Source organism: Colwellia sp. (assembly GCF_013215345.1).
In the GTDB taxonomy this organism is placed as follows: Bacteria; Pseudomonadota; Gammaproteobacteria; order Enterobacterales; family Alteromonadaceae; genus Colwellia.
The window spans coordinates 1-11,637 of record NZ_JABSOV010000116.1 but is presented as its reverse complement, the minus strand read 5'-3'; the positions used below and the strand labels follow the sequence as shown (position 1 = coordinate 11,637).

Below are 11,637 nucleotides of genomic sequence, written 5' to 3'. Positions count from 1 at the left end.
GATTTTCAATTGAGTTTTTGGAAGAGTGTGTTACTAATACAATTTCTTTAATGCCCGCAGCTACTGCTTCATTAACCACGTATTGAATAAGTGGTTTGTCTACTAGTGGCAACATTTCTTTAGGAATAGCTTTTGTTGCGGGTAACATGCGTGTGCCTAAACCGGCAACGGGTAAAACGGCTTTTTGAACTTTCATTATTAATCCTGTTTTGGGCGGGTGTAAACAGGCTGAGAAGAGATTGGGTTTAAGTTAAAACTAACTTAACTTAACTTAACTTAACTTAACTTAACTTAACTTAACTTAACTTAACTTAACTTAAACTAACATCCGTTTACTGCAGCACATCCATAGTAAATATCGAGGCGATATTATATAGAGCCGATAAAGTAATTTCAACAAACATCGTAAGGGCACAACAAAACAGCACGAATCGAAACAAAAAACAACATTTCACAAGTATTCTATTTAACCCCTAAGTCATCTTTAGCTGCGTATTACTTGGCCTTGTTAAACAATATTCAGCGTTGTGCTTTCGTGTAAATATATGCAGAAATAGCTTTAAACCCTGCGGCAATTGATCAACAACGAGTAACGCTGACATAGCTCCAGTAAGGGATTTTCAGCAAAACAAAATGGCCCGACATTTTTCCGTCTGCCGATATTATATTTTTGTTGATTTATAATCATGAACATTATTTAATGCTTTTCTACGGTTAATTTACTTAATAATTAACTTGGCATTTTTAACTTGGCACGTAAGGAGTATTTTGAAAAACGTTAATACCCTACTGTGTTTATTGTTAATCATGTTTGCTTGCCCCTCTTCTAGTCAATTAGATGATTTCTTCTCGGATTCATTTTATCAAAAACTAACCGCTACTTACGGTGATGAAGCAAAGCAGCGTGCTGAAAAATGGCGTGATGTATTGATTGATAATCAGTCTGATAGTGACTGGTCTAAAATTAACAAAGTGAATCACTTTTTTAATAAAAGTATTACTTACCAAGATGATATTCTCCTTTGGGGAAAAAAAGATTACTGGGCTTCACCTGTTGAAACCATTGGTCGTGGTAAGGGCGATTGTGAAGATTTTGCCATTGCAAAATATTTTACTTTGACCTCTTTAGGCGTAGACGAAAACAAATTACGTTTAATGTATGTTCGTCAGCTAACCGTCAACCAACCACATATGGTATTAATTTATTTTGAAAACCCAAAAGATGTACCTTTCGTTTTAGATAACTTTAATCCTAAGGTGTTACTGGCGAGCAAAAGACGAGACTTAAAACCTATTTACAGTTTTAATGCACAAGGTTTATGGATGGCTAAAGCAAAAGGCCTAGGTAGAAAGGTAAAAAATAGCCGAGGAGTTTCCGCTTGGAACAACTTAGTACAGCGCATTGAAGGGGGTAAAATGCAAACATTCGCTTCCGTTAACTAATCATTTAATAACTTAAAACAAGATAAAAATAAAAATTTCGCAGGGAAATAATAAATATGACTATTTCACTTAAAACAGGAATAAGTTTAAGAACACAGCTTTACAGCTTAGTTATTGGTATAGCGTTAATTACTTTTATCGGCGCTTCTTGGGTAAGTGTCGATACCACACGTACTTATTTAAACGATCAAATGAAGAGTCATGCTCAAGATGCAGCGACCAGTGTCGGCCTATCAATTTCACCTTATATGGATGGTGAAAACTCGATGATTGTTGAAACCATGATAGTGGCAATTTTTGACTCTGGCTATTATCAAAAAGTGTCACTGATCGACGTTGATGATAAAGTAATGATGTCTCGTGAAAATAATAGGGTTATTGATGGTGTGCCATCATGGTTTATTAATTTTTTTGAATTAACACCGCCAATTATGTCAAGTGAAGTAAGTAATGGTTGGAATATTGCCGGCATAATAAGTTTTCAAAGTCATGTGGGATCTTCTTATCTAAAACTTTGGCAACATGCCATTAATAATTTTTATTCCTCTTTAGTGATTGCGCTATTTTCATTTTTAGTTGCCCATTTGATATTAGGTTCTGTGTTAAATCCATTAGCTCAAGTAGAAGCCCAAGCAAACTCTGTTAGTAAGAAAAACTTCATTTTTATTAAAAAACTTCCTGTGACCCGAGAGCTTAAAACCGTTATTAATGCCATGAATATCATGGTGAGTAATATACAAGCATCTTTTGACCTAGCCAGCAAACAAGCGAATAAACTGACTAAAGAATTATATATTGATGATTTGACCCAATTAGGCAATCGTCGTGCATTTCAAAGCCAATTTAAAATCTCAGTTGATGATATGCAATCTAACGATTATGCGACTTTGGGCTTAGTACAATTACACTCATTACAAAGTATTAATGCTGAGCTTGGTTATAAAGCTGGTGATAATTACGTTTGCCAGGCGGCTAAATTAATTACTGAGCAGTTAAACTCTTTTATCGGTGCTAAGGTTTATCGGGTAAATGGCGGTAGTTTCTTTTTTACTATTCAAAGTGTCGGTGAAGAGGTAATAGCGTTTTGTCAGCATATTAATAATGAGTTTTCTATTTTGAACTCTCAATATTATGAAGAGGGTTTTGGTAAGTTAGTAGCAACCAATTATAATAATAGCGAAGTGCTGACTGAGTTATTAGCAAAATTAGATACCCTGTTAACCCAAGAAAACTCTGCAACGTCGTCAGGTGAGATTTATAACGATAATAACAGCCAAACATCGCATGGGTTACATGCATGGTCGAGCATCATTGATAATTTAGTTAAAACAAACCATATTGAATTTACCTTTCAACCGGTAGTTTCAAAAACTGATAGTGCTATTAGTAATGATTCACCCAGTGATGATGACGTTTTATATTATGAATTATTTAGTAAATTTTTAAACAATAATGAAGTTGTCGCTAACAACCAGTTATATTCTATGGCTGAGCGTACCAACAAATCTCAAGAATTAGATAAATTGGTGTTAAATAAATTAGTCAATTTAACTGATATCTCTTTAGATAGTAAAATAGCGATTAACCTAACTCATCAATCATTGCATAGTGCAGAATTTAGACATTGGCTGGCAAGTTTTATTGAAGAACATAAAAACAACCTGCCCCGCTTGGTGTTTGAAATTAATGAAGAAGCGATTCTTGCTGGCATAGATTCAAGCATTAAATTTATACAGTCGGTAAAATCTCTAGGTATTGAAATATGTATTGACCGTTTTGGTGCCAGCTTTACTTCTTTTAAGTACCTTAAGGGCTTAGATGTCGATTATCTAAAAATCGATGGCGCTTATATCCATGAACTTGAGATTAACCTTGAGAACAAACATTTTATTCAAGCGGTGACACAAATTGGTCATGGCGTAGGCATTAAAATATTAACCAGTCATGTAGATAGTTTAGAAACCCAGCAATTATTGTCAGAGCTTGCTTGTGATGGACTGCAAGGAAACTTCATACAGAAAACATTAACGTTGATGGGAAAAGATACTAGTTTAGGGTGTGTTTATTCGCCTGTTAAGTTATCATAACCGAAAATATAGTATGGAAAGGAAACATCGCTATGAACAAGAACATTTTAGCTGCCGTAATTTTCGGTTCATTAAGCGCAATAACTTTACCAGCTCAAGCGAAAGATATTAACCAAACAGCACAAAGTTACATTGATAGTTTTTCAGAAAACAAATGTAGCGTAGATATTACAGAATCGAAAGAATGTGACCTTAATGAAGCATTAATCGCTGCAATTTCTCAGTTTCCTATATTTGCAGAGTCGCTACTTGCGGCAGCAATTAAAGTTGTAGGTGCAAACACTGAGGCTGCTGAAACGCTTGTTGCCTCAGCAATATTTGCACTTGGGGTTGACTCACCTTTAATTGCTAACATATTAAAGGTTGCAACTGAGGCAGGTGTAGATGGCGATACACTAACGGCTATCGCTATTGCAAGTGGCGTTGATGCTACCATCGCTTCAGAGGCTACTGCTGCTGGTAATCCTGGAAATGATAACGTTATTGCTGGAAACACTGGAAATAACACCGGTAACACTGGCAATACTAACCGTGGTAATGCTGGCGGCGGCGGCGGCGGCGGCGGTATTTCAGATAACCAATAAGTAGTTTGCTTACTGTATAAAAAAGATCCTACGGGGTCTTTTTTAGTATTAGCTCTACCACTTTGCTTTAGCTCTTAGTTCCTTTGTTTAAGCTTTCCTCTATACCACTACACAGGTAATAAGGTTCCGTTGAATAACTTTTTTTTTTATAGCCTATGTGCACTTATTATTTATGCCCCCATACCTTTAGGGGCGAATAGAATTTGGGCAAGCTCGACACTTGATTTTTTTATATTTGCATTGTTTTTAGGTCATTTGTTGGTTAGCATCAAGAACAAAAAGTCCTTTATTCCGCCTAGGTATTCACTTGCTATACTTGCACCGCTTAGCGTAACAGCACTGTGGTTAGTGCTGCAAATTACCCCAGGTTTGGGCACTCTTTTAGGTCGTTCATTTCCAACACTTTCATTTGATCCTTCCATGACTCATATCATGTTGTTAAAGACGCTCGCTTTAACCCAGTTTGCTTGGTTAGTGTTTTATTATGTTAATACCAAAACAACCCTTTATGAATTTGCGCTCGCCATTCTTATATCTGGATTATTTCAAGCTTTGTATGCCAGCTGGTTAAACCTTAATGAGGGTATGATATCGCCTATTTTTTCTATCCCTTATTCAACAGCTGCGGTAGGTAGTTTTATTTATAAGAACCAATTAGCTAATTACTTAGCGCTGTGTTTGTCTATTGGCATTGGTGTATTGATCAGCCAACTCTCTTTAAAAGGTTCTGGTCATCAAGTACGGCATAAAATCCGTGATATTGCCTCGGTTTTATTAAGTAGTAAAATGCTGATTCGTCTTAGTTTGATTATTATGATCATTGCTTTAATCTTAACGCGTTCACGCATGGGTAACTCGGCTTTTTTCTTGGCTTTGGCTGCCATCAGTATTTTCTCTTTTTTCTTTTATAACCGGAAACCTAAAAACTTACGTTTGTTGATATTGAGCTTCTTTATTATCGATCTTATCTTAGTTGGTACTATTTTTGGTGTTGAAAAGGTGAAACAACGTTTGTTAGAAACCAGTTTAGCGTCTGAAACAAGAGATGAAGTGGTACGTGATTCAATACCTATGATATTAGAATACCCAGTATTTGGCATGGGTGGAGGAAGTTTCTATTCAAGCTTTTCTCAATACCAAGCACAGCCCTACTCTGGCTTTTATGACCATGCTCATAATGATTACATTCAATTTTCAGCTGAGCTTGGTTTACCTATCACGTTTTTATTAGGCGCGATGGTGCTGTATTGTTTGTTTATTTCATTGAAGACAATTGTAAAACGTAAAACCCCCTTGTATCAAGGCGTCTCTTTTGGCTGTGCGGCTGCTATTATTCATATGCTATTACATGCAACGGTAGATTTTTCCTTGCAGTCACCTGCTATAGCTTTACTATTTATCAGCATATTATCACTGGCTTTAATCTCTGAAAATTTGAAGAGAGAACAAAGGTAAATTTAACCACTTCAATTTTCTTGCTAAGTGCTTATTCCCTTCAATTCATCGTTGCTCACGCGCTTCTTCGATGGGTTTACAATGACTTTATACGACGTTAAATAATCAAACCGTAAAATGACTATGCTTAAATCATCTTCCTTGACTAAAGTCATTTAAATTGCCACTTCATCTTTTATTATCAAAAGTATTCATACTGATAGAAATTTCATTAAATTATTGCTCACTTTTGCTGGTTAAAATACGCCATATCAGCGTTGCTCTCAATCACACACGCCAGCTATTGCTCAATCGAGCGCCTTGCCCTGATTTGTTTTTTCTACGCACAACAAGATCACAAACTTAATGAGACTGTTATGATAATGGCGCAGTGTTTATAAATACTGCTCGCACAAAAAAGCCTGAATAATTGCTTATTCAGGCTTTTTTTCAAACTTTCTTTACAGAAAAATGTATAAGAAATATTTCTATCTCTTAGCCAATTTTTCTTTAATACGTGCTTTACGGCCAGATAGCTCGCGCAAGTAGTAAAGTTTAGCTTGACGAACATCACCGCGACGTTTCACTTCAATTGAGTCAACAATTGGGCTATGTGTCTGGAATACACGTTCTACACCAACACCGTTCGAAATTTTACGAACAGTGAAAGCAGAATGTAAGCCACGATTTTTAACAGCAATAATTACACCTTCAAACGCTTGAAGACGTGATTTCTCACCTTCTGTAACTTTTACTTGAACTACAACAGTATCGCCCGGAGCGAATGTTGGTAGATCAGTTTTTAATTGCTCTTGCTCGAGCATATCAAGAATTTTACTCATAATACCTTCTTCCTAGTTTGCACAGTCTAAGTGGTTTGCTTCGCTTGTTTTTTAATTAAAGCGAGTGCTTTTTCCTGCTCAGCTGTCAGAGCTAGGTTAATTAATAATTCTGGTCTTCTAGTCCACGTTCTTAGCAAAGATTGCTCTTGTCGCCATAAGCGTATGTGTTCATGATTACCACTAAGCAACACTTTTGGTACTGACATTGCGTCCCCGTTAGGAGTAGTCATTACTTCTGGCCGAGTGTAATGAGGACAGTCTAATAAACCGTTAGAGAAGGAGTCCTGCTCTGCTGATTCTTTATGTCCTAAAACGCCTGGCACTAAGCGTGCTACGGCATCAATCACATTCATCGCAGGGAGTTCACCACCACTTAAAATGTAATCGCCGACCGACCATTCTTCGTCAATATCTGACGCGATTAATCGCTCATCTATGCCTTCATATCGCCCAGCAATAAATACTAGTCGATCATGTTGTGCTAATTCACTTACGCCTTGTTGATCAAGCTTTCGTCCTTGCGGAGACAAGTAGATAACTTTAGCCTTTTTACCACCATGAATGGCAGCATCAGCATCAGCAGCTTTACGCGCTTCAGCTATTGCATCACGTAATGGTTGCACCATCATTAACATACCCGGACCACCGCCATAAGGACGATCATCAACGGTACGATGTTTATCATGGGTAAAGTCTCTTGGATTCCATAACTGAAATTCAATTAACCCATTACGAATCGCTCGACCTGTTACCCCGTACTCCGTGATAGCATTAAACATTTCGGGAAAAAGGCTAATAACCCCAATCCACATTTTGTTTTTCTCTTTAGTAGAGGTAGTGCTAGTCACAAGTTAAAAACCCGGATCCCAGTCAACACAGATTTGTTTATTTTCAATGCTAACCGACTCAATTACTTGTTCAAAAAGATAAGGGATTAACCGCTCTTTTTTACTAAAGCCATCATTTAAGTTAGCTTTCACAACCAGTACATCGTTAGCGCCAGTTTCCATCATGTCTGAAACTACACCCAGGTCGTAACCCTTGTTAGTCACTACAGACATACCTATTAAATCGCGCCAGTAAAAATCATCTTGCGATAATTCTGGCAACGCTGCTTCACTGGTTTGTATTTCTGAGCCGACTAATGCTTGCGCTACGTCTCTGTCATCAATACCCGCCACTTTCACAATTAGGCCTTTGTTATGCTTGCGCCAATCAGTAATTTCTACTGTTTGTATCTTATTCCCTAATTTTAATGACCAAGGAAAATAGTCAAGTATGGCATCGGTTTCACCAGTGAATGAATGAATTTTCAACCAGCCTTTGATGCCATAAACAGCGCCTACTTTACCCAAGGTGATTTGTTGTTCTTTACTCACAATTTTCTCCCTCTACCTACTAAGTAATTAAGCCGCAGTAGCGTCTTTAACTAACTTAGCCACACGATCAGATACTGTCGCACCTTGACCTACCCAATGGGTAATACGGTCTAGATCTAAGCGTAATTTTTCTGCTTGACCTTGTGCTGTTGGGTTGAAGAAACCAACTTTCTCGATGAAACGACCATCGCGAGAGTTACGGCTATCTGCAACAACAACCTGATAGAATGGACGCTTTTTAGCGCCACCACGAGCTAAACGAATGGTAACCATATCGTCCTCTATATATGTTAAGTGTTAAAACGGATTTTCCAGACACTTTCTGCCTATAATCGACAGAAAAGCTCGCGTATTTTACGCTTTTAGTGGGTTTTTACAAGCTTTATTTACCTAATTGACTAGTTCGGCTTATTACTGCTCTTATTTATTCTTGAAGAAATGGCGTAAAAAGATAGCGACTAAACTAAAAAAACTTAACTACTAGGTTAAGTTTTCTGCCAGGACGGGGATTGCAATAGCTGCTCAAAGGCTTTGGCATCAATGGGGTGACTAAAGTGATAACCCTGCATAGAGTTCACATGACTAACCGCCATAAATTCACGCTGCTCGGCAGTTTCGACTCCTTCAGCGGTTACGTGTAGCTTTAATTGCCTAGCTAGAGCAATCATGGCTCGAGTAGCCATGACATCAGTTGCACTTTTAGGGATGTTTTTTATAAAACTACCGTCTATTTTCAATTTGTTAAGTTTAAATTTAGATAAATACTTTATTGAAGAGTATCCGGTACCAAAGTCATCAAGGGCGATAGAAACACCTAAAGCACTCAATTGCCTAAGTTGCACGATGGATTGTTTGGCATCCTTCATCAGAGTTTTTTCAGTAAACTCTAACTCTAGGTATTGCGGCTCTAAGTTACTATCAGCTAGCGAGCTGGAAATGGTGGCAGCGAAATCCGTTATGCTTAATTGCATCACTGACATATTAATTGATATCACCAACCCCGGATATCCCATCTTCTGCCAAGTTTTGTTCTGTAAACAAGCCTGATTAAGCACCCAATCACCTATTTGTGCCATCATGCCTATATCTTCGGCAATGGGGATAAAAACATCCGGTGCCAAATTACCAAGGAATTCATTATGCCAACGTAATAAGGCTTCAACAGCGATGATTTCATTAGAGTCTGTTGATACTATTGGTTGGTAATGTAAAGTAAATTCATCCTTCTCCATAGCCTCAAGTAATTGTTCGGCAATTTTTTTCTTAGTGTTGACTTGCTGTTGTAACTCTTTAGAAAAGAAGGCCAAGCCATTACGGCCTTTTTCCTTGGCAAAACACATCGCAGTATCTGCATGTTTTATTAATTCTTTACTGTGCTCTCCATCATTAGGATAGACAGCAATACCAATATTACTGGTTATATACATTTCTTGCATCGAAATTCTGTAGCATTTAGTAAGTTTTACCAATAACTTAGCTGCAAAAGAATTTATATCTTCTGTGGGCGAAAGTGATTCAAGTATTATTAGAAACTCGACACCAGTAATTCTCGCTAAGGTGTCACCAGAGCGTAACTCACTTGATAAGCGCTTGGCGACTTGTTGCAGTAACTTATCACCACTCTCGTGGCCTTGTTTATCATTGATAGACTTAAAGTCTTCAATGCCAATAAATAACACCGCTATTGTGGTATTGCTTCTTGCTGCCCCTGCTAAGGCATGCTGTAAACGATTTAGGCAAAGTTCTTGGTTCGGCAGGTTAGTTAAGCTATCAAAAAAAGCCAGGCGTTTAATTTCTTCTTCAGCAATAAATTGTCGCTTTATTTTTTTACGTAAATATAAGCTGTAGCGAGTTAATAATATTAATAAACCAAGGGCAGAAATACTGGCGAAGATAATGATTTCATCTAAGCGCCAATATTGCTGTTTACTAGACATTTGCATGACAAATTCAGGTACATCGACTAAACGCGTTAGCCAGAGTGAGACGGCAGTAAGGAGGATAATAAATATGCTTTCGAAAACAAAAGCAAAGCGTTTGAAAAAGCCGACACTTTCAGCCTTTGCTGCATGTTCTCGAGTAACATTTTTACTGGCTTTGCTTTTAGCCATATAGCCGAATACCTCAATTAAATTTCATAACTAAAGGCCACGGTTTACTTGCATGATTTATTTGCAGAGTTTCATGACATACCTAAACAGTGAGCTTACTGTCGACAGATCACGTTAATTGACGAAGCGCTTTACACAATAAAAACTTATAAATTAAGTGACTGCTAAAGAGTATAGCTAGCCTATAAGAAAATAGTTAACAGCAAGTTATAAAGAAATATTTTCTCTGCTATCGCTTAGGGATAAGACTTTGAGCAGCCTTTTTGAAGGGTTCAAAATAGATTTGCAGCAAACTATTATGACCTTTGTGATTAACACTAATGCCATAAGTTATTTTATCTACTTGCGATGCTTTAATATGACAGAAAAACAACCTATCCCATAGAGCAAGAGCTGAGCCGAAGTTACGATCAAAATGCTTAGGGTTATCACTGTGGTGTATTTGGTGTTGGGCTGGGCTTATCAAGTAGCTCTCTACTTTATCACCCCAACTTAACCAAATATGGCTATGGCGTAAATTTGAGCCAAAAAAGTTAAACAAAAATACTAAAGCGTTTGCCCCTAAAATGTCATACATCTTCAGGGTAGGACCAAAGAAGTAATAACAGAGCCCGACTACAAAGCCTTGGGTTAGCGTCATTCTAAAGGCGTACAGTAAACTCTCAATCGGATGGCTGCGATATATGGTAAAAGGTGTTAGCACTAAAGCCGAATGATGTACCTTGTGAAACTCCCACAACATCGGGACTTTATGCAAAATATAATGTAATAAAAAACGGGTAAAATCATCAAATAAAAATAGTAATACGGTAAAAATGGCAATAATAGCGGTAGTAGATAAAGCAATGGGCTCTAGATAACCAAATAAGTATTCTATTGTCGATGAAATACCAATAGCAATGGGTGCCATGGTAATGACTACAAGTGGGAATAATGCTGATTTGATCAGCTTATTTACCACTAATAGGACATAATCATGCCGAGCCGATTTATGGGTGTAAATAGATTTAGGAAAAACAAAGCGTAAGAAAGGTAGCAGAGAGAAGCTAGAAAACTTCAGCCAATAAACAGGAACAGCCAGCGCTAGTGCAGAAAGTAGATAAACAATGTAAATACGTTTATTGGCATCAAAAAAATATTGGCTGAGTTCCGATATATTAATTGATAAAAAATCCAGCACATAACCGCCTAACAAGTTTAAAAAGAAGTGTTCTAAAAGGCTATGCTAAATCAAAACAGCAAATTCTGTTTTGATTTAGCGCAACGTTATAACGAGCCTAATAACAACTTTTTAACTAGAAGCTATATTGATAACCGACAAACATCTGTTGTGGTTTACTTGGTCTTGCGCCATAGGGTCTACGGCTGACAATTTCTTGGCTATCAAGGATATTATCGGCTTTGATATAGACTTTACCATACTGGCCAAGATAATAGCTTGCTGATAAATCAACGACTACATAAGCTTCCGTTATTTCACCTGATAAAGTCACATCTTCACCCGAAGCCTCAAGCATTTCACCGACATAACGGGCGATAAAGTTAATATCCCATTGCTCCGCAGTAAGACCAAGGTTTAGCGTTAATTGATGCTCTGCTAAATAAGGTAAGCCATCGCCAGCGGTGATAGTGCCCCACATAGGAAAGTCAGACTTAAAGCTATTTTTAAATTCTGAATCAGAGTAAGTGTAAACAAGTGACATAGGTACATCTAACGTTTCGGTTAGCTTGGCATTATAACTTGTTGAAAACTCCAA

At 37.4% G+C, this 11,637-nt stretch carries 12 protein-coding genes; 4 read left to right on the top strand and 8 right to left on the bottom strand.

The window, feature by feature from the left end; genetic code table 11:
- A partial coding sequence (locus HRT50_RS14945; RefSeq protein ID WP_291615875.1) for a sugar phosphate nucleotidyltransferase occupies positions 1–196 on the bottom strand: 196 nt, incomplete at its 3' end.
- Between the two features lie 572 nt (positions 197–768).
- Here HRT50_RS14945 and HRT50_RS14940 point away from each other — a divergent pair.
- From HRT50_RS14940 to HRT50_RS14925, 4 genes are all read left to right on the top strand, one after another.
- Positions 769–1,443 (top strand): transglutaminase-like cysteine peptidase, encoded by a 675-nt coding sequence (locus HRT50_RS14940; RefSeq protein WP_291615873.1) that lies wholly within the window; start codon positions 769–771, stop codon positions 1,441–1,443.
- 56 nt (positions 1,444–1,499) lie between these two features.
- Complete coding sequence (locus HRT50_RS14935) at positions 1,500–3,530, top strand: EAL domain-containing protein (RefSeq protein ID WP_291615871.1); 2,031 nt, start codon at positions 1,500–1,502, stop codon at positions 3,528–3,530.
- 32 nt (positions 3,531–3,562) lie between these two features.
- On the top strand, positions 3,563–4,114 hold the full coding sequence (locus HRT50_RS14930; protein ID WP_291615869.1) for a hypothetical protein: 552 nt from the start codon (positions 3,563–3,565) through the stop codon (positions 4,112–4,114).
- Between the two features lie 129 nt (positions 4,115–4,243).
- On the top strand, positions 4,244–5,569 hold the full coding sequence (locus tag HRT50_RS14925) for an O-antigen ligase family protein (protein WP_291615867.1): 1,326 nt from the start codon (positions 4,244–4,246) through the stop codon (positions 5,567–5,569).
- A gap of 467 nt (positions 5,570–6,036) precedes the next feature.
- Here the strand turns inward: HRT50_RS14925 and rplS are convergent, their stop codons facing one another.
- The 7 genes from rplS to HRT50_RS14890 form a co-directional block, all read right to left on the bottom strand.
- The gene (rplS, locus tag HRT50_RS14920) at positions 6,037–6,390 is read right to left on the bottom strand and encodes a 50S ribosomal protein L19 (protein ID WP_291615865.1); all 354 of its coding nucleotides are present in this window, start codon (positions 6,388–6,390) and stop codon (positions 6,037–6,039) included.
- Between the two features lie 26 nt (positions 6,391–6,416).
- Positions 6,417–7,202 (bottom strand): tRNA (guanosine(37)-N1)-methyltransferase TrmD, encoded by a 786-nt coding sequence (gene trmD / locus HRT50_RS14915; RefSeq protein ID WP_291615877.1) that lies wholly within the window; start codon positions 7,200–7,202, stop codon positions 6,417–6,419.
- Between the two features lie 39 nt (positions 7,203–7,241).
- Complete coding sequence (gene rimM / locus HRT50_RS14910) at positions 7,242–7,769, bottom strand: ribosome maturation factor RimM (RefSeq protein WP_291615863.1); 528 nt, start codon at positions 7,767–7,769, stop codon at positions 7,242–7,244.
- 27 nt (positions 7,770–7,796) lie between these two features.
- Positions 7,797–8,042 (bottom strand): 30S ribosomal protein S16, encoded by a 246-nt coding sequence (gene rpsP, locus HRT50_RS14905; RefSeq protein ID WP_011044805.1) that lies wholly within the window; start codon positions 8,040–8,042, stop codon positions 7,797–7,799.
- Between the two features lie 212 nt (positions 8,043–8,254).
- Positions 8,255–9,880, bottom strand: a complete 1,626-nt coding sequence (locus HRT50_RS14900; RefSeq protein WP_291615856.1) for an EAL domain-containing protein — start codon at positions 9,878–9,880, stop codon at positions 8,255–8,257.
- A gap of 229 nt (positions 9,881–10,109) precedes the next feature.
- Positions 10,110–11,060, bottom strand: coding sequence for a sterol desaturase family protein (locus HRT50_RS14895; RefSeq protein WP_291615854.1), 951 nt, complete (start codon positions 11,058–11,060; stop codon positions 10,110–10,112).
- Positions 11,061–11,175: 115 nt separating this feature from the next.
- Positions 11,176–11,637, bottom strand: a 462-nt coding sequence (locus HRT50_RS14890) for a TonB-dependent receptor (RefSeq protein ID WP_291615852.1), incomplete at its 5' end; no start/stop codon positions are given.

What these genes read in the sequence shown, in the direction of transcription:
- rplS (WP_291615865.1), bottom strand. Translation starts at nt 6,390, where the DNA reads ATGAGTAAAATTCTTGATATGCTCGAGCAAGAGCAATTAAAAACTGAT.
- HRT50_RS14930 (WP_291615869.1), top strand. Translation starts at nt 3,563, where the DNA reads ATGAACAAGAACATTTTAGCTGCCGTAATTTTCGGTTCATTAAGCGCA.
- trmD (WP_291615877.1), bottom strand. Translation starts at nt 7,202, where the DNA reads ATGTGGATTGGGGTTATTAGCCTTTTTCCCGAAATGTTTAATGCTATC.
- rpsP (WP_011044805.1), bottom strand. Translation starts at nt 8,042, where the DNA reads ATGGTTACCATTCGTTTAGCTCGTGGTGGCGCTAAAAAGCGTCCATTC.
- HRT50_RS14935 (WP_291615871.1), top strand. Translation starts at nt 1,500, where the DNA reads ATGACTATTTCACTTAAAACAGGAATAAGTTTAAGAACACAGCTTTAC.
- HRT50_RS14900 (WP_291615856.1), bottom strand. Translation starts at nt 9,880, where the DNA reads ATGGCTAAAAGCAAAGCCAGTAAAAATGTTACTCGAGAACATGCAGCA.